The 23787-nt window shown below is 39.3% G+C and carries 18 protein-coding genes; 12 read left to right on the forward strand and 6 right to left on the reverse strand.

From position 1 onward, the window contains the following. The first annotated feature begins 12 nt into the window (after positions 1-12). From AC27JR_RS00950 to AC27JR_RS00965, 4 genes are all read left to right on the forward strand, one after another. Complete coding sequence (locus AC27JR_RS00950) at positions 13-975, forward strand: transcriptional regulator (RefSeq protein ID WP_487172464.1); 963 nt, start codon at positions 13-15, stop codon at positions 973-975. Between the two features lie 415 nt (positions 976-1390). Next, a complete protein-coding gene (locus tag AC27JR_RS00955; RefSeq protein ID WP_010388794.1) occupies positions 1391-4537 on the forward strand; it encodes a DEAD/DEAH box helicase in 3147 nt (1048 codons plus the stop codon). A gap of 581 nt (positions 4538-5118) precedes the next feature. Next, on the forward strand, positions 5119-6588 hold the full coding sequence (locus AC27JR_RS00960) for a DNA recombination protein RmuC (protein ID WP_487172465.1): 1470 nt from the start codon (positions 5119-5121) through the stop codon (positions 6586-6588). A gap of 104 nt (positions 6589-6692) precedes the next feature. After that, the gene (locus AC27JR_RS00965) at positions 6693-7490 is read left to right on the forward strand and encodes a DODA-type extradiol aromatic ring-opening family dioxygenase (RefSeq protein WP_487172466.1); all 798 of its coding nucleotides are present in this window, start codon (positions 6693-6695) and stop codon (positions 7488-7490) included. Between the two features lie 71 nt (positions 7491-7561). Here AC27JR_RS00965 and AC27JR_RS00970 read toward each other — a convergent pair whose 3' ends face one another. Continuing rightward, positions 7562-8425 (reverse strand): MBL fold metallo-hydrolase, encoded by an 864-nt coding sequence (locus AC27JR_RS00970; RefSeq protein WP_487172467.1) that lies wholly within the window; start codon positions 8423-8425, stop codon positions 7562-7564. 104 nt (positions 8426-8529) lie between these two features. Between AC27JR_RS00970 and AC27JR_RS00975 the strand changes: the two genes are divergently transcribed. The 3 genes from AC27JR_RS00975 to drt2 all read left to right on the forward strand — a co-directional run bounded on the left by AC27JR_RS00975 (position 8530) and on the right by drt2 (position 13760). Continuing rightward, positions 8530-9417: a LysR family transcriptional regulator gene (locus AC27JR_RS00975; protein WP_487172468.1), complete on the forward strand. Its 888-nt coding sequence runs from the start codon at positions 8530-8532 to the stop codon at positions 9415-9417. 134 nt (positions 9418-9551) lie between these two features. After that, on the forward strand, positions 9552-11888 hold the full coding sequence (locus tag AC27JR_RS00980) for a S9 family peptidase (protein WP_487172469.1): 2337 nt from the start codon (positions 9552-9554) through the stop codon (positions 11886-11888). Positions 11889-12479: 591 nt separating this feature from the next. Continuing rightward, entirely contained in the window at positions 12480-13760 is a 1281-nt protein-coding gene (gene drt2 / locus AC27JR_RS00985; protein ID WP_487172470.1) for an antiviral reverse transcriptase Drt2, read from the forward strand. A gap of 35 nt (positions 13761-13795) precedes the next feature. Here the strand turns inward: drt2 and AC27JR_RS00990 are convergent, their stop codons facing one another. After that, positions 13796-14083, reverse strand: coding sequence for a helix-turn-helix domain-containing protein (locus tag AC27JR_RS00990; RefSeq protein WP_487172471.1), 288 nt, complete (start codon positions 14081-14083; stop codon positions 13796-13798). A 419-nt stretch (positions 14084-14502) separates the two neighbouring features. Then, positions 14503-14814, reverse strand: a complete 312-nt coding sequence (locus AC27JR_RS00995; protein WP_487172472.1) for a hypothetical protein — start codon at positions 14812-14814, stop codon at positions 14503-14505. 109 nt (positions 14815-14923) lie between these two features. On the opposite strand from AC27JR_RS00995, the gene nhaR reads away from it, so the two are divergent. Next, positions 14924-15817 carry a transcriptional activator NhaR gene (gene nhaR, locus AC27JR_RS01000; protein WP_487172473.1) on the forward strand — a complete coding sequence of 298 codons (894 nt, stop codon included), beginning with the start codon at positions 14924-14926 and terminating at the stop codon, positions 15815-15817. A 161-nt stretch (positions 15818-15978) separates the two neighbouring features. On the opposite strand, the gene AC27JR_RS01005 is transcribed toward nhaR, so the two are convergent. Beyond that, on the reverse strand, positions 15979-16788 hold the full coding sequence (locus AC27JR_RS01005; protein WP_487172474.1) for a sulfite exporter TauE/SafE family protein: 810 nt from the start codon (positions 16786-16788) through the stop codon (positions 15979-15981). Positions 16789-17233: 445 nt separating this feature from the next. Here AC27JR_RS01005 and AC27JR_RS01010 point away from each other — a divergent pair, with 445 nt between their 5' ends. Both AC27JR_RS01010 and AC27JR_RS01015 read left to right on the forward strand, forming a co-directional pair. Next, a complete protein-coding gene (locus AC27JR_RS01010; RefSeq protein WP_010388779.1) occupies positions 17234-18208 on the forward strand; it encodes a DUF1852 domain-containing protein in 975 nt (324 codons plus the stop codon). A gap of 31 nt (positions 18209-18239) precedes the next feature. After that, positions 18240-19277, forward strand: coding sequence for a methionine synthase (locus AC27JR_RS01015; RefSeq protein WP_487172475.1), 1038 nt, complete (start codon positions 18240-18242; stop codon positions 19275-19277). A gap of 527 nt (positions 19278-19804) precedes the next feature. Here the strand turns inward: AC27JR_RS01015 and AC27JR_RS01020 are convergent. Beyond that, entirely contained in the window at positions 19805-20593 is a 789-nt protein-coding gene (locus AC27JR_RS01020; RefSeq protein ID WP_487172476.1) for a hypothetical protein, read from the reverse strand. 544 nt (positions 20594-21137) lie between these two features. Between AC27JR_RS01020 and AC27JR_RS01025 the strand changes: the two genes are divergently transcribed. Together AC27JR_RS01025 and AC27JR_RS01030 are read left to right on the forward strand one after the other, a co-directional pair. Further along, complete coding sequence (locus AC27JR_RS01025) at positions 21138-22169, forward strand: substrate-binding domain-containing protein (RefSeq protein WP_487172477.1); 1032 nt, start codon at positions 21138-21140, stop codon at positions 22167-22169. 194 nt (positions 22170-22363) lie between these two features. Continuing rightward, complete coding sequence (locus AC27JR_RS01030) at positions 22364-23044, forward strand: haloacid dehalogenase type II (protein WP_487172478.1); 681 nt, start codon at positions 22364-22366, stop codon at positions 23042-23044. Between the two features lie 66 nt (positions 23045-23110). Here AC27JR_RS01030 and AC27JR_RS01035 read toward each other — a convergent pair whose 3' ends face one another. Beyond that, the gene (locus AC27JR_RS01035; RefSeq protein WP_178957434.1) at positions 23111-23560 is read right to left on the reverse strand and encodes a GyrI-like domain-containing protein; all 450 of its coding nucleotides are present in this window, start codon (positions 23558-23560) and stop codon (positions 23111-23113) included. Between the last annotated feature and the right edge of the window lie 227 nt (positions 23561-23787).

Genomic DNA, 23787 nt, shown 5'->3' on the forward strand with positions numbered 1-23787 from the left:
TGTTGACTAAAAATGGCTAAAAAACGTAAAAATGACACCCGCTTAGATCCCTTTGCAACCGCTGTTGGCAGTAGCAGTTTAGACGCTCTTTTAGAGCAAGCTAATGCAGGCGATGTTATTCGTATGCCTGCGCCAAGCGATCCTAATCGCGAAATTACATTGGTTTGTAAAGTGATTGCTCATAACGAGATTGAAAAATCGACTCAGGTTTATGGCAAAAACCGCCGTGTACAAGCGCTTTTAAACGAAAAGTCGGTATCCGATATACTTCCTGCAATTAAAGAAGATGGACGTAATCAGCACCCCGCCCTGCTTTGGGATCAAGGTGATATGAGTCTTGTTCTTGCAGGCTCAAGACGTCGCAAAGCCTGTATTTTGGCTGGTGCAGATTATCTTGTTTTGAGTTCAAGTGATTTTAATGAGCAAGATGCCAAAGTGTTAGCAGTTTCTTCGGATCAATACATTGCTCCAAGTCTTTGGGAGTTAGGTCAAGCGTATCAGCAAACTCGAAACGAACTCATTCAACAAGGCAAAAAAGGATCGTACCGCGAGATTGCCGTTATTGAAGGGGTATCGCATACCGCCATTGCGGATGCTATTAAAGCGTATGAGCAAATATCTGCCGATGTTATAGCTCTTTACCCAACAGCTAATCATGTTGGTAGAGAAGTCGCTAAAAAGCTGATTAACGCAAAGGAGCGAGACGAGGTTGCATTTAACGAGTTAGTTGTAGAACTTGCAAGCAATGATGAAGTTAATGCCTTAGAAGCCGACGACAAGCGCGCTATGCTGATCACTAAACTATTAACCGCAGAGCCTAAAACAGCATTAAAGCGTGAGGCTGTGCTTGAAAACGACTTTATTAGTGTGCAACGTAACCTTAAAAGTGGTGACGTTTCAATAAAAATTAATAATAAAGTGATGACAGACAAGCGCTTAGAACAACTGACTAAACTATTAAGTGCTTTTAATTAGTTAGTAATATCGTGATCTGTAAAGGGGGGTAGGTTAGTTAAATAGTGATCTAGCCCTCTTAATTAGTTAGTAAAAATCTGATCTTCCGTGGTGATAAAAAGCAAAAAAAGCCCGATAAACTACTAAGGATCGTATTTTTACTAACTAAACCTGCTCTATTTGATTAAATTGCTACCTTGTTAGTAAAAACCTGATCTACTCCTAGCAAAACCTCCCTGTTAAGTTAATTTATTGTTTTTATTTTGTAATTTAAACGCCTTTTTTTAGTTAGTAAAATTAAACAATCCTTATAAACCAATTTTTTACTAACCAATCAGATCCAACCAGTTTATTTTAAAAATAATATTGCTTTAGCTCAGCGTTGATAAGGCATATACTGGAAAAATTGTTTTTAAATTTTAATACTTTGAGTGACATGTCTGCTAACTTATCAAAAAATGATTTAATGGCTATTTTTGAAGAAATTAAAAATGAGCAGGCTACCCAGTTTCCTCTTTCTGAGCGATTCATAAAAAAATTGTTTAAACCCGCGGTGTTAGCAAAAGGTAAGTCGTATTATAAAAACGGCCAAATAAGTTGGTTAGAACATAATGCTGATTTTTCTGTTGTTGATTCTACTGTGCAAGGCGATAAGGGCATTGCGTTTAACCAACGAATTGAGATCAGTAAATTACCAACTGGCTATTCAGTCGACACACACTGTACTTGTAATGTTAAAACTAAATGCCGCCATTTGGCTGCAATTTTGTTAAAACTTAAAATTGAACACTCAGGTGAATACGGCGAAGACTATTTTATTAATGACTGGTTTAGCGAACTTAGCTCGCTTAAAAACACCGATCAAGCTCATCCATCACAAGTGTTACTGTTTGTATTAGATATTGAAAACGATAAAGTATTTTTAACGCCTAAAATTGCCAACTACGATAAAAATAATAATTATGCATTAGGTCGCAATTTAACTGAGCAACAGCTTAATAGTTTTGTAACCCCTAGCGACCTGCTAGAAAGTGATTTTAGATTATATAGCTGGATCCGTTCGCAAAATGCGGTCGGTAATATTGAACTCAAAGGTCAATGGGGCTTTAACGCGCTGCAGCAATTACTAGCTACAGAACGATTATTTTTACAGCGTTCGCGAGTACCTATAAAAGCGCAACCTGGCTTACCCCTAAATTTTGTTTGGGAAAAACAAAAAGAAGTCACCCAGTTAAAAATTCACCTAGATCAAATTCCTAATTGGGCATTAATTAAAACTACGCCGCCCATCTACTTAGATTTAGATAAATATAAGCTAGGTCGCATTCGCACGCCGCTCAGTGCAGACGAAATTGCTCATTTACAAACAATACCTGCACTTCACGATACAAACTTTGATCGAATTTATAAGCAGCTTGCTGATAATTTTGGTGCCGGTGTTATTCCCCATCCTACTAATGCACCAAGCATGCCTGTTAAGTCGTTGAGTAATGCCGTACTTAAAGTCAGCATGTCGGGCTCAGTAATGGCTATTTCTTTATCGTTTAAGTATAAAAATAAAAACTACTTAGCAGGTACAGCGCCTGAAAAACTAATAAACAGTGCATTTGAAAACACCGTTACCAACGAGCTGGTTAACTTAGGCTTTGATTTTTGTAAAGGGGGTTTACACAGCGAGTTTATTTTTAGTCAGGAATCGGCTATTCACTTACACTGGTTAGCGCATGAGGTGTTACCAAGCTTTAAGCAACGTGGCTGGCAAGTATCAATGAGCAAAATAAATATTGCCGATACTAAAAACCAAATTTCCTTGCATGTAAACAGAGCTGCAGGGCATCAAATGCATTGCAAAGTTGTGCTTAACGATACCAAAGTGGCCACTTTATTTAATGTAAATAATAAACTGTTTGAATCGTTAAATCGTCAAAGCGAATTGTTTTATTACTATCCCGTTGGCCGTCAATTTGGAGTTATAGATAAGGCTGCGTTTAATTTATTAATTGAGTTTAAATTGCGATTTGAGTTTATTAAAACGCGCGACGAATTTAATATTCCACTTTCATACTTACCTGAGTTAGTTAAGCATACAGCCATTAATGTTGAGCTACATGATCCGTCATTAGAGCGCTACCTTGATGAGCTAAGCAATGACGCGCTGTTATCGCCCAATATTGCCATTCATGGCTTACACGATTCTGTGGTGCTTAGAGAATACCAGCAAGAAGGCGTAGCTTGGCTTAACTTTTTAAAGCGTAATCAGCTAGGTGGTATTTTAGCGGACGATATGGGCTTGGGTAAAACTTTGCAGGTGATTGCTTATTTAGCCAGTTCTTATAATACTCCGCAGGCTGGCCCTACGCTTATTGTTTGCCCAACAAGCTTAGTTAGTAATTGGCAAAACGAAATTAACAAGTTTGCTAAAAACTTAAAAGTCACCACTATTTTTGGTGCACACCGTAATGATGCGTTGAAACACTTGGCACAAGCACAGTGTATATTAACCACCTATCCGTTATTAAAACGTGACATTGCTTATTATTCGCCACTGTATTTTGAAAACATTATTCTTGATGAAGCGCAGTATATTAAAAATGATACGGCACAGGTATCGCGGTTAGTCAAACGTTTGAATGCCGACTTTAAGCTTTGCTTAAGTGGTACCCCAATTGAGAACAATTTATTTGAATTAAAGTCGTTACTCGATTTTGCTATGCCTTCGCTATTAGGTTCCCAGGCACACTTTAAACAGCACTTTCAAGGTCCTATTGAGCGCGAAAGTAACATTGAGCGTGCAGAGCAGTTAAAAGCGCTAATTATGCCGTTTATTTTGCGCCGGACTAAAGCCCAAGTAGCTCAAGAACTGCCGCAAAAAACGGAGCTTGTTAAAGAGTTTGAGTTTGAGCCTAAACAAAAAGACATGTATCAAGGCATAACACATGCGCTTGAAGAAAAACTCATTGATTTATTTGCCGAACAAGGCGTACAAAAAAGTAAACTCGCCTTTCTAGAGGCACTATTAAAACTTCGCCAAATTTGTTGTCATCCTAAGCTGATTGAGCCAGAAACCGACGCTGCTAGTGCTAAGTTAGAGTGGTTATCAAGCCATTTACCTTTAATGCTCAGCCTTGGCCGTAAGGTGATTATATTCAGCCAGTTTACCTCTGCTCTTGATTTAATTGCCGAGCGTTTGAATACACTTAACATTAAATTTAGCATGTTAACTGGGCAAACGCGCCATCGCGATAAAGTGATAGACGAATTCACCAGTGGCACTACTTCGGTATTTTTAATTAGCTTAAAAGCAGGTGGCACAGGGCTTAATTTAACCCAAGCCGATACCGTTATTCATTTTGATCCTTGGTGGAATCCAGCTGTTGAAAAGCAAGCGACCGATCGTGCTTATCGTATTGGCCAAACTAATCCGGTATTTGTGTATAAATTGATTATGGCTAACTCTATTGAACAAAAGGTGTTTCAAATGCAGCAAGATAAACAAGCGCTTGTAGATGCATTATTTACAGAAAAATCAATGAGTTTTACCCAGTTTGATGAACAACAAATGTTGTCTTTAATTAAAAGTTAAAAATTAACAATAATTTTTTGAACTTATTTGAATTGTGGGCGTCTATTAATACAGCTTGGTTAAATTGCAGTTTCTCCAAGTTTTCATGTTGATATCCCATATAGTAGTTACTAGACATAGTAATGATTAAGCCAGCCAGTTCAGCGCTGGCTTTTTTTTGCCTGAATATTTTAAACTATTTTATTTTAAAATATTTTTGAACTAATCAATAATAGCTGGGTCTATTAATATGCTTGTAGTTGATATGTTGTTATACAAGTTTCATGTTGATTTCCCTGTTTGATTACTAATTTAGTAATATTGAGCCAGCTTTATTAGCTGGCTTTTTTTATGCTCTAAATTCAACTTTTTAAAAAATTATTTTGAACTAATTTAATCAGGACGCGTCTACTATTATGCTTGTAGTGATGTGTTGTTATACAAGTTTCATGTTGATTTCCCTGTTTGATTACTGATTAAGTAATATTGAGCCAGCTTTAATAGCTGGCTTTTTTTATGCGCTTAATTTAGTGCGTTACCCCTACTGCTAAAGAGCGTTATTCGTTATGATGGCATGTCACTAAATTTTAAAAGTTTATTTTATGTTTACTTCGTTTTTATCCCATTTAGATTGGTTAAGTGTAAGTGCTGGCGCTATAACAGGCATGGCTATTTGTGGTGTTGTATCAATGCAATTAAGCAAAGAAATAAAGCGCCAAGTAAATGAGCAACAACAACAGTTAATGTTATTACAAAGCCAGCATGAGCAAACACAAAGCCAATATGCCGCGTTGGTTGAAGAGCACGATTTATTAGGACTTACACATCAAGAGCAGCGGGATCAGTCTCAGCATTTTAAAACCCGTTTAACTGAGCAAGAAAAGCAAAGCCAACTTTATAATCAATATTGGCGTAAAGCCGAAGCCGAGCTAACCGCCCTGCGCGAGCAATACAATCTGCGCGATGTAGAGCTTAATAATATACGCACTACCCTTGAGCAAAAGCAGCAGCATTTTAGTGAACAACTCGCCCATATAGAGCAAAGTAAAGAAACGCTTAAAAAAGAATTTGAAAATTTAGCTAACCAAATATTAGAAGAAAAGTCGCAAAAATTTAAAACCCTCAATCAAGAAAGCATAGAGCAGTTACTTAAGCCGGTTCAAGGTGAGCTAAAAGGCTTTAGAGATAAAATGGAGTCGATTCACGTTGAAGACTTACAACAACGTGCTGCACTTAAAACGGAGCTGCTTCATTTACAAGCTAAAAGCCAAGCCATAACCGAACAGGCAGATAAGCTCAGTAATGCCCTACAGGGGCAAAAGAAAACCCAAGGTAACTGGGGCGAACTCATGCTAGAAAACGTGCTTGATAGCGCAGGCCTGCGAGCAGGTACTGATTACAAGCGAGAAGTGTCGTTTAATACCGAAGACGGCCGTTTGCGCCCTGATGTTGTGGTGTATTTACCTCAAGGTCGCCACTTAGTGATTGATGCAAAAACATCGTTAAATGCCTATACCCGTTATGTAAATGCCGAAACAGAGCTTGAGTCTCAACAAGCGATTAAAGAGCATGTAAATGCCGTAACTGCCCGTATAAATGAGCTGGCCAGTAAATCCTATGATCGCCTACCAGGTATAAACTCGCCTGAGGTTGTTATTATGTTTGTACCCATAGAATCCGCCTTTGTAGAAGCACTTAAATACCAAAGCGACATTTACCAGCAAGCAATCGAAAAAAACATTTTGGTTGCTACCCCTACTACCCTGCTAACCAGTTTAAATATTGTTAAGCAGTTATGGCGCTTTGAAGAGCAAACTAAATATTCAAAAGAGCTGGCTAGTCGTGCTGAGCGTTTTTACAGTAAGCTCAACGGCTTTTTAACCAGTATGGAAGGCGTGGGTAAACAGCTTGATAAAGCCAAAGAAACTTACGATAAAGCATTTTCTCAGTTATACCGTGGTAAAGGTAACTTAATTAAACAAGCCTCAGAATTTAAAGAGCTGGGTGTATCGGTGCAAAAAGAATTACCTCAAGAAAGCGTTGAACGCGCTCACTTAGAGCTTGATGAATAAACACCACATATAATATTTGCGCACTGAGGTTGTGCGTTTATGTGGCTAGTTATTTACTGACGGCGCAGGCACTATAATAATACCTGTCCTTTAGGATTAACCACATGCAACGCCCAACCGTTTTTTTCATTTCTCATGGTGGCGGCCCAATGCCATTACTAGGTGATGCCAACCATGCAGAAATGCGATCCTGCTTAGAACAGGTTGCCGCTAAAACCCCAAAGCCCTCTGCTATTTTAATGGTCAGCGCACATTGGGAAGCTCAACCAATTAGTATAACCGCGCACTCTTCACCGCCACTTATTTACGATTACTACGGTTTTCCTGAGCAGGCGTATCAATTAACTTACCCTTGTGTTGGCGAGCCGCAACTTGCCAATTTAGTACAGCAAGCGCTCACAACACGTAATATTGACTCAAAACTCGATTCACAGCGTGGCTACGATCACGGTATGTTTGTACCGTTAAAAATTATGTACCCAGAGGCCGATATTCCCTGTGTGCAAATATCCTTGCATCCAAGTCTGGATCCGCTGTTGCATGTTGAAATTGGTAAAGCGTTGCAAAGTATTGATTACGATAACTTATTAATTATAGGCTCAGGCTTTACCTTCCATAATATGCGCGCTTTTGGTGTTACCCAATCAAGCGATGTTAATCAGCAAAATCAGGCATTTGAAAATTGGCTGGTAAGCACAATCGCAGATCAAACATTAACCGAGCAGCAGCGTGAACAGCAATTATTAGCATGGCAGCAAGCTCCAGCTGCACGCTTTAATCACCCCAGAGAAGAGCACTTGTTACCACTACATGTATGCTATGGCGCTGCTATGTGTTCAAGCACTGAGGTATTTGAATTAAATATTGCCAATAAGCGAGCCAGTATGTATTTGTGGCAATAATAAAAAACACGCCAGACTTTACTAGGCGTGTTTTTGGTTCTTCTGCATTTATTGCAGCGGTTAAGCGGCAATTACCATTTCATTTCGCCTTTATGAACTTTAGCACCAATGCTAAGAGCCATAGGTAATACAGCCTCAGGGTATGAGTTGGTCATTTTATCTATCAGCAGCTTACTGCTATCACTACTTTGCTTAGCGTGTGCAAAATCCTTTAAATACTGGATTGAAAAATCAATATTTGCAGCATCTAATTGGGTGCCTGCTTTCATATGCCCTGGGATCACCACGTCAGGTTTAAGTGCTTTCATTTCATTAAGTTGTTTTGCCCAGGCATTTTGCTCTGCTTGAGTTTGCGCATCGGCCATCCATAAATGAACATTAGCGTATACAGCCACATTACCTAAAATAGCTTTGTTATCAGGTATCCATAAATAAGGACGATGATTATGCTCACCCTCTGTACCACGAATTTCAATGGTATGGCCTTCTATTTTTAAGCTATTACCATTAAATACCTCAGGAACAACGGGGTTTTTTGGGGCGTTTTCACCCATTTTTGGCGTCCAAAAAGCAAGTTTACCTTTAAGCTTTGCTGCTATTTTTTGGTGCACTGCCGGTGTGGTTATAATCTCTGCGTCAGGAAAAAACTGCTGTAACACCTCAGCGCCAAAGTAGTAATCAGGATCGGCTTGGCTAATAAAAATAGTTTTTAGTTGTTTACCAGAGTCAATTACTTTGGCGGCAATGCGCAGTGCATCTGCTTTGGTAAATCCGGTATCAATTAAAATTGCATCGGTACGGCCATAAACCAGCGTGGCATTAACATGAAAGCTATTGTTGTCAGCGTTATACACATCAAGGGTTAATGGGGTTTCGTCTGCAATAGCGATATTGCTGGTTAATAGTGTGCTTAATAAAAGCGTGCGTAGTTTCATGGTATTCTCATCATTGGTTGCTAATGCGAGCATAATAAAGGTTTGATATGTTCAGAAAAACAACCAATAATTAGCATCATTGTTTCATAAATCGTGCAAATACTATGGATAAACTCACCGCAGCGCAGGTTTTTGTGGATGTTGCCTACTCAGGCAGTTTTACTGCCACTGCCGATCGGCTTGAAATGTCACGCCCTATGGTTACTCGTCATATTGAGTCGGCAGAGGCCTGGTTAAATACGCGCTTATTGCATCGCACTACCCGTAAAGTAACGCTTACCACCGCCGGCGAGGCCTGTTTACCCGAAATAGAGCAATGGTTAGCACAGGCTAACCGTTTAGTTGAACAAACTAAAAGCCAGCAACAGTTGTCAGGTAAAATACGAGTAGCGACCAGTATGTCGTTAGGTTTTGCACAATTAGCCCCTATATTTACACGTTTTATGAAACGTCACCCTAACGTGCAAATAGACATAGATCTTGAAGACTCAACCACAGATCTAATAGAGCAACGTGTTGATTTGGCAATACGTATTGCAGCCAATCCTGATCCTTCGTTAATAGGTAAACCTATTGCCGAGTGTGAATCTATATTAGTGGCCTCAGCCAGCTACCTTGCTGATTATCCGCCAATAACGACACCACAACAGTTAAGTGCTCATCAGTGTTTAGGCTATAAAAACTTCGACCGATATATTTGGCATTTACACAACGGGGATGAGTTTCAATCAGTTGATGTTAAATGCAATTTAAGTGCAAACGAGGCCACCACATTACTTCATGCAGCCATAGCCGGTGGTGGTATTTCAGTACAGCCTACGTATTTGGCAAATCAATATATACTTGATGGTCGCTTGAAGCGTGTATTAGCGCCATGGACATTAAACCCAATGAAAATATATGTGCTTTACCCTTCTCGTCAGCATTTATCGGCAACAGTAAGAGCACTAATCGACACGCTCAGTGAAGAATTTAAAAATCCAGCATGGTAATTAATTATAAAAGTTTGGGTTTAAACCATGGCTTTGTGCGTTAAGCCTGCTGATATTGTGTACGTTATTTTGTTACAGTAAATGTAATAAGCGCCTTAATCTATAAAGGTCAAAAGACCCAAGGAACAATAACAATGAATCTGATCAAAACATCTGGCTTGGCACTGGCCATTGTTGCGGGCTTAGGCTTGCAAGCATGTTCAAGTACCAACATAACAACCAACAACAATGCAGCGATGAGTACCGTGAATAATCCATTAAGCCTAGCGCAAATTTATAAAGATAAAGAATTTAAAACCCAGCGTAGCACTTACTTTAAGTGGCTAGACGATGGCACTGGCTACACTGTGCTTGAAGAGCGCGAAAGCGAAAAAGAAAAAGCTGACGATAACAACGTTGATGATGAAAAAGAGCACGGCGTAAAAGGCAACGACATTGTATTTTACAATGCTGACGGCACAGGCCGTAAAGTACTGGTTGAGTTTGAAAAGCTGTTGCCAGAAGGTGCAGACGAGCCATTTGCAATCGAAAGCTATCAGTGGTCAAAAGACGGTAAATGGCTGATGGTATTTACCAACAGCGAGCAAGTTTGGCGTTTTCGCAGTCGAGGGGATTTTTGGTTACTCAACCTTGAGACTAACCAGTTACAGCAATTAGGTGGCTTGGATGTTGAGCCTACTAAGTTAATGTTTGCTAAGTTCTCGCCAGATAGCTCAAAAGTGGCTTACGTGCGCGACAACAATATTTATATGCAAGCGGTTGGTAGTAACGATGTAACCGCGCTTACAACCGATGGCAGCGCCACCATAGTTAACGGTAATTTTGATTGGGTATACGAAGAAGAATTCACCATTGCCGATGGTTTTCGTTGGAGCCCCGACAACAAATCAATCGCCTATTGGCAGCTTGATACCAGTGACGTTAAATTTTTCACTATGATCAACAACACCGACGAACTGTACCCTACCCTTAAAGAATTCCCTTATCCTAAGGCCGGTGAAACCAACTCTGCCGTGCGTGTTGGTGTGGTAAGCCTTAGTGATAAACAAACCCGTTGGGCTGAGCTTGAAGGCGATAACCGCGACCGTTATATTCCGCGTATTAGCTGGGCAGGCACCGGTAATGAATTAATGATTCAAGACTTAAACCGCCCACAAAGCCATAACAAAGTGTGGTTGTTTGATTGGCAAAAGCAGCAACTGACTAAAATTTTAGAAGACAAAGACGATGCGTTTATCGAATGGTTTTATAAAGCCAACTGGTCAAAAGACGGTGAGTTTTTTATTTGGCATAGCGAACGCGACGGTTGGCGTCATCTTTACCGTGTATCGCGCGATGGCAAAACTATTATCGACCTAACCCCAGGCGATTTCGACATTATTGATATGCTGAGCATCAATGAAGACAAAAACGTAATGTATTTTATTGCTTCGCCAAACGATCCTGGTCAGCGTTATTTATACAGCACACCGCTTGATGGCAGCAGCAAACCGGTACGGGTAACACCTGCTGAGTTTGAAGGTTCAAACAGCTACTACATGTCAAAAGATGCCTCGTGGGCAATGCATACTTACTCAAAATTTGGTACGCCACCGACTAAAGAGATCATTAAAGTGAGCGATCATAGTAATGTAAAAACCTTAGTTGAAAATACAAAGCTTAAACAAAAACTGGCTGAACAAAGCTTACCAAAGCATGAGTTTTTTAAAGTAAACGCGCAAGATGGCACCGAGCTTGACGGCTACATTATGTTCCCAGAGAACATGGATAAAAGTAAAAAATACCCAATTGTGTTTTACGTATACGGCGAACCATGGGGTTCAACCGTGCAAGACCGCTGGGAAGGTAACAGTTACTTATATAAATCACTGTTAACGCAAAAAGGCTTTATTGTGGCATCGGTTGATAATCGTGGTACACGTGCACCAAAAGGCCGAGATTGGCGCAAATCGATTTATAAAAAAATCGGCTCAATTACCGTACAAGACCAAGTAGACGCCCTAGATGCTATGGCTAAACGCTGGGATGTAATAGACACTGACCGCGTTGGCGTGTGGGGACACTCTGGGGGCGGTAGTTCAACCCTTAACTTGTTATTCCGCCACGGTGATAAATTTAAAGTGGGTATTGCCTCAGCCCCGGTGCCAGATATACGTTTATACGACACCATTTATCAAGAACGTTATGCGGGCAACCCAAACACCGATCCTGAGAGTTACGATAACACCTCGCCGATTACCTTTGCTAAAAACCTAACCGGTAAGCTATTGCTTATTCACGGCACAGGCGATGATAACGTGCATTATCAAGGCTCAGAGCGTTTAATTGACGAACTCGTTAAGCACAACAAACAGTTTGAGTTTTTCTCATACCCTAACCGTTCACACAGCTTACGCGAAGGCAAAGGCACCACTTTGCATTACCATACTATGATGGCTGACTTTTTTGAAAAGCACTTACTAAACAAGTAATCGCTTTAAAAAAATAAAATACTAAAGCCGCACACTAATTATTAGTATGCGGCTTTTTTAATCAAAGTGTAACGGGGGTTTACAGCTGGGTGTAAAGGTTAAAGGAGCAAGGCCAAAGGTTTTTAATTACGATAGGTTAGGTAGAGTGCAACGAAACCCAACAAAAATACAACGTTATTGGCAGGATCAAGATGTCCCCGTACTCTCCTTCAATTGGTTGCAAATAGAGTTTAGTGATATCGTCAGAATGAGGGGCAAATTGTTGATTGATATATATCATTTTATCAATTATCTTATATGTGCTTCGAGATGAGGAGAACACTCCAATTAGGCTCGGAGGTTTATAACATGTTGTCAAGTACTATCGGAACGCCACAACAGGCAAACGATAAGAACGATAAGATTACATGGACTAAGGTCTTCTGAATGTTTATGGATACCTCCAAGTTAATAGTTATATTATAATTCATGTCTAACATTACGCGGCGACGTTTTACAAGATGGTTACTTAAGTAACTTGGTTAAGCCGAGGTAAGGCGATTGGAATTGCCGCAGTTCTAAGTCTGCCTCGGTTTTGCTAGAGAGTTTATTATGGACGATAATCACCCCAGCTGGTATCGAAGAAGAGGTTATCTTCACTTTGATCTACCTATTGGTACAAAGAAAGCAATTAGCTTAACCTCCAATCCTAGCTTCGTAAAAAAGCACTCATTTTATCCCTTGATAAATTATGAGGTTAGTTCAAAAAAAATAAATAAAGATAAATTATCAGGCAAGCTTTTGGTTAAGAATAAAATGCGACCAATAGCTTATTCGTCCCATGTTGATAGTCATATTTATGCTTTTTATGCTGAAAAATTGAGTGAGCTATATGAAGGAACATTAAAAGGTAATGGTCTCGATAAGTCTGTTCTTGCTTTCAGAAATTTAGGAAAAAGTAATATAGATTTTGCTTATGAAGCATTTCTTAAAATAAAAGAAATGGGAGAATGCAGCGCTGTAGCGCTCGACTTTTCTAAGTTTTTTGATACTTTAGATCATAATTTACTTAAAAAATCTTGGTGTAAGCTTCTCGGCCAAGAAAAACTTCCACCCGACCACTTTAATGTTTTTAAATCAATTACTAAGTTCTCGACGGTAGATAAGTTGGAGCTATATAAATTATTCTCAATTTCAAAAAACAAACCTAGAAATCAACATAAACGGATTTGTAGCTCTGAGGACTTTAGAACAAAGGTACGGGCAGAAGGTTTAATAAAACCAAATTTATGTGGGTATGGCATACCTCAAGGCTCTCCTATCAGTGCGCTTTTATCCAATATTTATATGTTGGACTTTGATTTAGAAATGAAAAAATATGCTGATATACATGGTGGCTACTACTTTAGATATTGTGATGATATGCTGTTTATTATGCCTAAAAGGCTTAAAAACAAAGTAGCAGGGTTTGCTCAAAAGCATATATCAAAGTTAAAAGTACGTATTAATCCAGATAAAACAGAGATCAGACAATTTAATAAGGTAGGAAATATTCTTAAAGCTGATAATACATTGCAATATCTTGGCTTTATTTTTGACGGTGAAAATATTTACTTACGTTCTTCTTCCCTAGCTAGATACTCGGAAAAAATGAGAAGGGGTGTTAGTCTCGCGAAGCAAACAATGAGAAAATATAATGATATCAGAGCTATGAAAGGAGCTGATGAAAAAGCTCTTTATAAGAAAAAGCTTTATAGCCGTTATACTCACCTAGGGGGACGTAATTTTATTACATATGGGCTTAGGGCTGCTAATAAAATGGAAAGTAATACAATTAAAAAGCAATTAAAACCATTATGGCGGCGCTTTCATGAAGAATTGGATAAGGATTAACTAGTACAGGTTAGCCATATTGACGTTGTATTGGCTTATCCATGCCCAGCCACCATATTCTGGATTTGCATTAGTAATTTATTTTTAGCCTTTTCATCATGTTGAGGTATCACCACGTCTATTTTTACTTCTAAGCCTAAAGCTTCCATTAAATCAAACGCGCGGCCAATTGATAAAGAGCCGGTGCCATTTTCAAAATCACTCACTGTATTAATGCTAATGCCGGAGAAATCTCCCGCAGTTTTTTGGTCAAGCTTTTGACTTTTCCTCACAATGCTTGCCAATTTACCTAATTGTTTTGCTGACTTTATCGTGACTTCCATTACTAATCCAAAATTCACAGTGTTTTGTGAATAATAGTTAAAAAAGTACAAGAAAGCTAATAATTCACAATATTTTGTGAATTATAGCGAAAGTTAACTCAGTAAAGGGTAAATTCACAGTATTTTGTGAATTATTAAATTAATAAACATGAACCTAATAAATTCACAATAAACTATGAATTTAGGTAATTGAAAATTTCACTCTCTTTTTAATCAAAATAGTGCGGGGTTTACAATTGAGGTCAAAGGTTAAAGGAACAAGGTCAAAGAATTTTAGTTACGGTAAGTTGGTTAGAGTGCAACGAAACCCAACAAGGAAATACTGCTCAATGGCAATAATTGAATCTTTTAATACTAAACATGGCTTGGAATTAGAGTCGTATAAAAAAAGTAGCATCCTTGCTACTGCAAGTGCGATATTAAGAGCTTGGTTGCGAAGGTTGATACTTATTAACGAGAATGTGCTGCAAACTTTTAAGTGCCCGCTTTATCGCTTGCAGCATACTTCTTCCTTTTGTATTTACATTAATACTGGGTAGCCCAGGCAAAAGAATATTAATTTTGCATTGCTGCAAAGTGCCGTGGCGCTCACTCGAAAGATCATTTATTTGAATCTCTACTTTACGAATATTTAAAGCATGTTTTGCCAATTGGTTTTTTATCAACTTCAAAAGCGACATCTTTTCACTTGCGTTAATTATTTTGTTTTTAACTGTAAGTTTTAGCTTCATGCAATTACACCTTTTAATAGTAACTATGTTGCAGGCATGACTGTAATCTACTAACTTAGTGGCAAAGGAAAAAGCTGATTATTTCTTACTTTAAAGCAGGTATTTTCGAATGATTACCAACATTAACTACAATCACTTATATTATTTTTGGCAGGTAAGTAAGCACGGCAGTATTGCAGCGGCGAGTAAAATACTTAATTTAACGCCGCAAACGGTTAGCTCACAAATTACTAACTTAGAGCAACGATTAGGAAAACCACTGTTTGTTCGCCAAGGCCGAGGCCTACAGTTAACGGAATTTGGCCATGTAACTCAGCAGTACACTAATGATATGTTTGCTATTGCTCACGAATGGCTAGAAACCACACAAGGTGATACCACGCAATACTCACGAACGTTAAAGGTCGGTATTTCAGATGTGTTACCCAAATCACTGGTGTCGAAGTGGCTAGCGCCTTTAATTAATAACGACCGTATTACAAACTTGTACTGTATTGATGGCCAACAAGATGAACTGCTGGCGCAAATGGCGATTCATAAGCTCGACTTAGTGTTAGCCGATAAACCACTCGATACCACCTTGCCATTTAAGGCGTTTTGTCATGAAATAGGTAAAAGCCAAATCGCTCTTTTTGGTAACGAAACATGGCATTCGCAGTTACATAAGCAGTTTCCGCAGTCTTTAAATAACAAGCCTCTAGTGCTCCCCGCAAAAGAAAGCCCTGTCGCGCGAGCTATTTATTATTGGCTGCAAGAGCAAGGCATTGAAATGACAATAGCAGGCCATGTTGACGACAGCGCATTAATGAAGTCGTTAGGTGAGCAAGGGTTTGGCATATTCCCTGCGCCTATTTTGGTAAGAGCCGAAGTAGAGCGCCATTACGGCGTAAATTACATTGGTACAATCGATAATGTTTATCAGCATTATTATGCCTTTACGCCCGACAGGCTCATTAAAGACAGTATTTATGATGAATTTATAAAGCACGCGCAAATGACGTAGATTTTAGTTAATCGCCTTAAGAATAACGGGCGTCGGGGTGCGGGTTACGGGGGTTAAAAGCTATTATTTAACCTCGACGCGGGGTGAACCCGCTGCTACTAGTAGCTAATACGGTAGCAGCGGCTTTATGCCGCGTCTTTTTAAGGCTCATATAAATGCTCTTATCGAGTAAACATATTTATTGCCATTATTATTAATAAGCCGGCAAATATTTTCTTTATGGTTGAAACCGGTAAGTAATGCGTGGCTTTAGCACCGAGTGGTGCGGTAAACCATGAGGTGCATACAATACCCAATAAAGCGGGCAAATACACAAAGCCCGCAAATCCTTCTTTTAGGCTAAATAACTGGCTGCCTGAGCTGATATAACCCATTGAGCCAAACAGCGCTATCACGATGCCTGAGGCAGAGGCGCAGCCAATGGCTTTTTTCATATCAACAGAAAAAAACGTCAGTAACGGCACTAATACTGCCCCGCCACCAATACCTATCATGGCAGACAAGCCACCGGTTATGGTCGTATAAACGCTTAGCAGCCCTTTGTTTGGTAATGGGCGCGCTATTGCTGAATCATTCTTACCTGAAAAAATCATTTTTAGTGCAATTAGCACCACGCTCACAGCAAATACCAAACGCACTACGTGCTCAGGTAACAGTGCAGCTATAAAGCCACTAATAAGCGCACCAAAGGCAATGCCTGCCATAACCCAAGGTGCAATATCCCACGGTACATTGCCATTTTTATGATGCGCAATAGCCGACGAGGTCGAGGTAAATAAAATAGAGGCCAGCGAGGTCGCAATGGCAACCACCACTACTTGTTCAGGTGGCAAAGCATTAAAGTGCAGTAATATCATGCTGAGTATGGGCACAATCACTAGCCCGCCCCCTATTCCTAATAAGCCTGCTAAAAAACCAACACCGCTACCTAATATGGCGCAGTATATAATTAACACTATTAAATCACTCATTCCTTTTGTCTCTTCTTATGTTGTGGAAAGTTCTGCGACGGTGAGCTGCTTAATAAAGCGCTTAAGCTCACCTAAGTTTATTCGAGTATATCAACAACCGTTTATGCAAATGGCACTTTAAGTGCCTATAAGCATTGAATAATACTCACGTTTTGTATGAGTAAATTACAACACCCGTAAAAACATCTAGAAATCTAGACTTCTAAAGTGGGTTTTGTCTGAGTGGGAGCGTCTACTAGCCTAATTTATCCATTCAACTTTGTTAAAGAATGAATCTGGCTCATGTTTTACCTGAAATAATACCGTTTTTCTTCATGCTACATAGCGCGTATAAATTTATTAACTCTGCAAAGCACCATTACAGTTATCCCGTTAGTTTGGTTTTAACAGCGAGTAATGTGTCATTGATAAAAGCAGTAACAACTCAAATTGAAAGGATACGGCTATGAGCACTGATCTTACATTTACTATTAAAAGCACTAACTTGGATGAAAACTACCATCCATCAAATAACACACGTATTACGACTAATTTCGCTAATTTAGCAAGGGGTGAAAGCCGCCAACAAAACCTGCGTAATACCCTAAAAATGATCAACAACCGTTTTAATGCACTGGCCAGTTGGGATAACCCACAAGGGGATCGTTACGAGGTTGAGCTCGAGATCATTTCGGTCGATTTAGACATTGCAGGCAGTGGTCAGGCATTTCCGTCAATTGAGGTATTAAAAACCAATATTATTGACCGCCAAACTAACGAGCGAATTGAAGGCATGGTGGGTAATAACTTTTCATCGTATGTGCGCGACTACGACTTTAGCGTGTTATTGCTTGAGCATAACAAAAGCAAACCGCAATTTAGCATTCCCGATAACTTTGGTGACTTACACGGCAAGTTATTTAAATGCTTTGTAAACTCAAATACCTATAAACAGCATTTTAAAAAGCCACCGGTTATTTGCTTAAGCGTGTCTGATAACAAAACCTATCAGCAAACCGAAAACTTACACCCTATTTTAGGCGTAGAGTATCAGCCTAATGAGTCGTCGTTAACAGAGCAATACTTTAAAAAAATGGGCTTACAAGTGCGCTACTTTATGCCACCAAATAGCGTTGCGCCGTTAGCGTTTTACTTTTTTGGTGACCTACTTAACGACTACAGCAACCTTGAACTAATTAGCACCATTAGCACCATGGAAACGTTTCAAAAAATTTATCGTCCAGAAATTTATAACGCCAACGCCGCCGCTGGTAGCCGTTATAAACCGAATTTAAAAAATGACGACCATTCGTTAACGCAAATTGTGTATGACCGCGCAGAGCGAGGTCAATTAGCGGTAGAGCAAGGTAAATTTACTGAGCAGCATTTTATTAAGCCTTATCAGTCAGTACTGCAGCAGTTCTCGGCAAGTATCGCTTAATCACACAACAAAATTAAAGGCAGCATTTATTATGAAAAAACTATTACCTACATCATCAGCAGGCAGCTTGCCAAAACCGTCATGGCTTGCTGAGCCCGAAACCTTATGGTCACCGTGGAAATTACAAGGCAGTGAGCTGGTTGATGGCAAACACGACGCCCTGCGTATTTCCCTGCACGAGCAACAAACTGCAGGCGTAGATATAGTCAGCGATGGCGAACAAACTCGCCAGCACTTTGTAACCACCTTTATTGAACACTTAAATGGCGTTGATTTTGAAAACCGTAAAACAGTTAAAATTCGCGACCGTTACGACGCCAGCGTACCCACAGTGGTTGGCCCTGTGTCTCGTACTAAATCGGTATTTGTTGAAGACGCCAAGTTTTTACGCCAGCAAACCAGCCAACCAATTAAATGGGCATTGCCAGGGCCAATGACCATGATCGACACCCTGTATGACGATCACTATAAAAGCCGTGAAAAACTAGCATGGGAATTTGCTAAAATACTCAACCAAGAAGCCAAAGAGCTAGAAGCCGCAGGGGTTGATATAATTCAATTTGATGAACCCGCTTTTAACGTGTTTTTTGATGAAGTAAACGACTGGGGCATAGCCTGCCTAGAGCGAGCAATAGAAGGGTTAAAATGCGAAACCGCCGTGCATATTTGCTACGGCTACGGCATTAAAGCCAACACCGATTGGAAGAAAACCCTTGGCACCGAGTGGCGACAATACGAAGAAGTATTCCCTAAGCTGCAAAAATCGAATATTGATATTATTTCGCTCGAATGCCAAAACTCACATGTACCCATAGAGCTACTAGAACTCGTGCGCGGTAAAAAAATAATGGTAGGCGCAATCGATGTAGCCACCAATACTATAGAAACACCCGAAGAGGTGGCCAAAACCCTACGCGAAGCGCTTAAATACGTAGATGCCGACAAACTCTACCCCTGCACCAACTGCGGTATGGCACCCCTACCACGCGACATCGCAAACGGTAAACTCAACGCCCTAAGCAAAGGCGCAGAGCTAGTACGTAACGAGCTATTAGCAGCGAGTTATTAGCAGTGATGGTCGCTTAACTTTAGTTACAGCTGCTGTAAAAAAGCCATACCTTTGCACATGTTAAAGTGTCGTTTTTTTAATCAAAATGTAACGGGGGTTTACAGTTAAATTATAAGGTTAAAGGTGAGAGGTGATAGGAGAAAGGTTTTAAGTTTGTTGAATATTGGTTGGGTTGAGTGCAACAAACCTAGCAAAAATAATTAAACCTAACCGAGAAGCTAGTTTTTTCAATGGGCTGGAGAGTGCCATCAGCAGACAGGTAGAAGCTATAATATCTGAAGTTTAGATTTACACTTCTAGCTTCTTTGGTTCTTCATTTTTAAACTCCGAAAATAATTTTTACTTCAGTTTAGATGTTGGAAATCCAATTACTTATTAAGTAGAAAGTCGGTAAAAGATGAATTGCTAATATATCAGGTTTGAAGTGCCACTTTGCTCATCACTTTCAGATTCAACGATGTTCCTTGATGAGCATTGTTGAACCTAACTTTATTGTCGTGCCCCCTCGTATAAAAAGTTTTAGAGCACTACTCACAAACACTAATGACGCCAATATATATCGGACTATTTTGAATATTTGCCGAAGCGAAACCTATTTCTTCAGTTTGAAATCCGGAAAACTCTGTCGCACTGTCTATCTCAAATCCAACATCACGCAGCAGTTTACAATTCAAAGAGTTGTCAGTGCCGTCCTCTACAGAGTAAAACGCGCCAGTACAGTTATTATCTGATAAGCATGCATTTTGACATTGTTCAAAACCAAAATGTGCATCTTCTGCTGGATCTGATGAATATAATGCAATTGCAAGCATATGCCTAACGTTATAAGCCACTGCATTTTCTGTTTGTAGTTTATAAGACCCTCCAGGGGTACTTTCCCATTTCCATAGCCCACAAGGATCTTGAATAGGATCTGCTGCTAAATTGTCTAGTGCATGCCAATTGCCGTCGACGGTCGCATTTTCATAGTCCTCACTTGAACCTGTAAACAATGTAATGCCTGATGCAAATGCAGAAGAATAGGATTGTCGAGTGTGTTGATTTGTTATTGTTTGCGTAGTGCTATTTACAAGAGTATTTGTGGGGCTTAAATCTATAATGGTACGACAGTCATATACATCGATAACGCCGTCGGAGTTTGTATCTTCATCAGGCATGGTTTTATTTCCATCTTCATTTAAATCCCAACAACTCAGCCCTGCTAAACCCTGAGGACCAGATTCCCCCTGTGCTCCGGAAACTCCATCATCTCCCTCGAGTTCACACCCAACAATAAAGAATGTTAAAAACCATATGGTTACTACTTTATATTTCATAATAAGAATCCAACGATAAAGACAATACTTATTTATAGTTCAGTTTATAAAATTAATATAGTTTTCAAAATGTATAAGAAACAAAGGGGTAAAGTCTAAGCTCTGACGTCAAATATATAGACTGATCAATTATCCATATTTCGTCTATTAGGCAAAGTCTAAAGCAATAAGATAAACCAGTAACCCCTACTTTTAGCTATTAGTTTGATTGCTAACTAGCACTTATAAACTCAACAGCCCTTTTACCCTTCCTAAAAAAACGCGAATGTTTCTGATTTAAAAGCGCTGCTGATTAATTACTTGATCAATCTCCACCTTACCATGCGGTATTTTTAACCAAACCGTAACGGGGGTTTACAGTACTCAATTGAATGCAAAGCTGTTTGTTTAGCAAAAAATTACTATTACCATCGCCTAGTATAAAAGCACTGCAGTTAAGTCTTATTTTTTACTTTATATTCAATGGGGTAGCTATATTTTTTTGAAGTGCTATTCTGATATATCAATTTATAGTTGATGCCGTTTTAATTAAGGATACTGGTCGTTGTTTTTTATTAAACCCAAGTTTATTTACAGCTCTTGTTCTATTTACAAACCTAAAATATCGCTTTCATTATTTTTTGTGTTGTTGTGTTTGCCATTTTTTGCAAATGCTCAATTTGTCATTGGCATAGTAGGAAAAACTAAAAACGATAGTTTTTATATTCAGGCGTACAAAGGGTGTACCGAGTTTGCAAAGTCACAGCCTGACGTTACCTGTAAGTATGATGGGCCTGATGATTATCAAGATATTCGAACCCAAGCTTTAATTATTAATGACATGATGAAAAGTGGGATTGATGGTTTATTAGTATCAATATCAGATTCTGATTATTTGGTAGAGAGAGCCCTTAAAGATTTATTTGAAAAAAACATTCCTGTTATTACTTTTGACTCAGATTTATTAGCAAAAGATCACCAGTACAGGCTCGCTTACGTTGGCACTGATAATTTTGACTTTGGTGTTGCGTTAGGCAATCAATTAAAGAATTTAGTAAGTGAAGAAAATAAGCGTATTTGTATTCAATCTGGCCATCCTACTGCACCAAACTTAAATAAAAGAATCGCAGGTGTTAGGTTTGCGCTTTCTGGGCAAAGTAGTCAGCGCTTGTCGGGTGAAAATGGCTGGAGCGAGTATAACCGCTGCCCTCTTTATAGTTTAGGAAAAAGGGGGGCCTCCTTAGAGCAAGTAAAAAGCCTTACTAAGATGGACAGGCCTCCTGCGTTTGTTGCTGTTGCTGGTTTTGCGCAATTTAATACTGAGTATATAAACTTGATGACACCCTACAAACATAAACTTGATTCAAAAGAACTTGTTATTGTTTCAGCAGATACCGAAAAAATACAATTAGACGCGCTTAGCAAAGGGCTATCTTCATCAAACGTTGGTCAAAATCCATATGAAATGGGGCGACTCAGTGCGCAGTTAATGTATGACGTAATTAAGCATAATATAAAGCCTGCTGAAGCGTTTTATTTTTTAGACTTTCATTACTGCCAACAAAGCAACGCCCAAACATGTACTGTAAATTATTAATATTTAACCCCAATGTGTTGAAATATTCACTTTAGACACCCAATTTACCATGCGGTATTTTTAACCAAACCGTAACGGGGGTTTACAGCAAGACTTAAAACGCGGGTGCTGTTACTGTACTTTATTAACTGATAAGGTCATTAATACAAAGCAATAAAATTGCGTTTTAGTAACGATTTAAACAGGAGTCATTAATGGCAACTACACTGGCGTTTGATGTATACGGTACGCTTATAAACACTCATGGCGTGGTGTCGTTACTTGAAAATATGGTTGGTGATAACGCGCACGCATTTTCAACTACTTGGCGTGAAAAACAACTCGAATATTCGTTTAGGCGTGGCTTAATGCAAAACTACGTGCCGTTTTCGGTGTGTACTGAGCAGGCACTTAATTATGCGTGTTTACTGCACAAGGTAACTTTAAGCGATGAGCAAAAAGCACAGTTATTAGCGCGTTATAAAACCCTACCCGCATTCGATGACGTTAAAGCAGGGCTTGAGAGCTTAAAAGCACAAAACTATCGGCTATTTGCGTTTTCTAATGGTGCGGCTAGTGCGGTAAATACTTTGCTCGAAACCGCAGGCATAAGTGAGCTTTTTGAAGGTGTAGTGAGCGCCGATGACATTAAAACCTTTAAACCCAACCCCGGTGTTTATAGTCACTTTTTACGTCAGGCAAATTCAACCGGCGCTAATACCTGGCTCATATCGAGTAACCCGTTTGATGTTATTGGGGCGTTATCGCACGGTATGCGTGCTGCGTGGATACAGCGCTCAAATGAGGCTATTTTTGATCCCTGGGAGCTTGAGCCTACAATAACGGCGTGCGATTTAAGTGATTTAAAAACCAAGCTGGCCAGTAATAACCAATGATTTAGTGGGCAGGGGTTAAATAACACCAATGAAAGGCTAGGTTTGCGCTTACAAACCTAGCCTTTTTTAGTCTTTAATTGCAATGGCAATTTCTATTTCGTTACTGTTTTTATAATACTCAAAATCACTGGTGTAAGTACGTTCATAGCGGCAATCGTCTGAGCTGAAGTATTGCCAAATTTCGCCCCATAAATCGATCACCGCATCGGGCATTTCACCCTCACCTTTAAATACCAAATAACGCCCCGCTTGGATGGTTACTTTTTTAGCTTCAGGGAGTTTAATTGATAAATTATCGCAGCAGGCAATTACGTCAAAATCGCCTGTGAGATCGCTTTCGTAATTAGTATACACACCATACACTTTGGTGTTTTCTGTAAGGCTGTTGGCAAACTTTTCACCAAATTTTTGCCAAAGTTCAGCTATATTTGCAGTGCCAGCGTTCATTTCATTGGCGTTGCAGGTTCTTACTTTTAAGCCGATTAAGGTCTGACTTGCTAGTTGCTTTACTTCCATCATGACGTCCTTTAGCGTTAATACAAACACCAACGTAACAGAAAAACCGCCAATACTTTAAGTTTTGTATTAAATATTTCATAAACAGTGATTATTAACCTCAATTGCGTATTTATTGCTCATATTTAAATAGGTGGTAATGGCTAAACATAGCTTTGCTACCGCTAAAATAATTTACTTAACTTTCTCTTTTTTAAGTTTATTTTTTTGCTTGTAATGCTTGTCGT

The organism is Pseudoalteromonas sp. NH0006-26 (genome assembly GCF_057552415.1).

Bases quoted from the DNA above. Each gene is read 5' to 3' on its own strand.
- AC27JR_RS00950 (WP_487172464.1), top strand. From the start codon at position 13: ATGGCTAAAAAACGTAAAAATGACACCCGCTTAGATCCCTTTGCAACC.
- AC27JR_RS00955 (WP_010388794.1), top strand. From the start codon at position 1,391: ATGTCTGCTAACTTATCAAAAAATGATTTAATGGCTATTTTTGAAGAA.
- AC27JR_RS00960 (WP_487172465.1), top strand. From the start codon at position 5,119: ATGTTTACTTCGTTTTTATCCCATTTAGATTGGTTAAGTGTAAGTGCT.
- AC27JR_RS00965 (WP_487172466.1), top strand. From the start codon at position 6,693: ATGCAACGCCCAACCGTTTTTTTCATTTCTCATGGTGGCGGCCCAATG.
- AC27JR_RS00970 (WP_487172467.1), bottom strand. From the start codon at position 8,425: ATGAAACTACGCACGCTTTTATTAAGCACACTATTAACCAGCAATATC.
- AC27JR_RS00975 (WP_487172468.1), top strand. From the start codon at position 8,530: ATGGATAAACTCACCGCAGCGCAGGTTTTTGTGGATGTTGCCTACTCA.
- AC27JR_RS00980 (WP_487172469.1), top strand. From the start codon at position 9,552: ATGAATCTGATCAAAACATCTGGCTTGGCACTGGCCATTGTTGCGGGC.
- drt2 (WP_487172470.1), top strand. From the start codon at position 12,480: ATGGACGATAATCACCCCAGCTGGTATCGAAGAAGAGGTTATCTTCAC.
- AC27JR_RS00990 (WP_487172471.1), bottom strand. From the start codon at position 14,083: ATGGAAGTCACGATAAAGTCAGCAAAACAATTAGGTAAATTGGCAAGC.
- AC27JR_RS00995 (WP_487172472.1), bottom strand. From the start codon at position 14,814: ATGAAGCTAAAACTTACAGTTAAAAACAAAATAATTAACGCAAGTGAA.
- nhaR (WP_487172473.1), top strand. From the start codon at position 14,924: ATGATTACCAACATTAACTACAATCACTTATATTATTTTTGGCAGGTA.
- AC27JR_RS01005 (WP_487172474.1), bottom strand. From the start codon at position 16,788: ATGAGTGATTTAATAGTGTTAATTATATACTGCGCCATATTAGGTAGC.
- AC27JR_RS01010 (WP_010388779.1), top strand. From the start codon at position 17,234: ATGAGCACTGATCTTACATTTACTATTAAAAGCACTAACTTGGATGAA.
- AC27JR_RS01015 (WP_487172475.1), top strand. From the start codon at position 18,240: ATGAAAAAACTATTACCTACATCATCAGCAGGCAGCTTGCCAAAACCG.
- AC27JR_RS01020 (WP_487172476.1), bottom strand. From the start codon at position 20,593: ATGAAATATAAAGTAGTAACCATATGGTTTTTAACATTCTTTATTGTT.
- AC27JR_RS01030 (WP_487172478.1), top strand. From the start codon at position 22,364: ATGGCAACTACACTGGCGTTTGATGTATACGGTACGCTTATAAACACT.
- AC27JR_RS01035 (WP_178957434.1), bottom strand. From the start codon at position 23,560: ATGGAAGTAAAGCAACTAGCAAGTCAGACCTTAATCGGCTTAAAAGTA.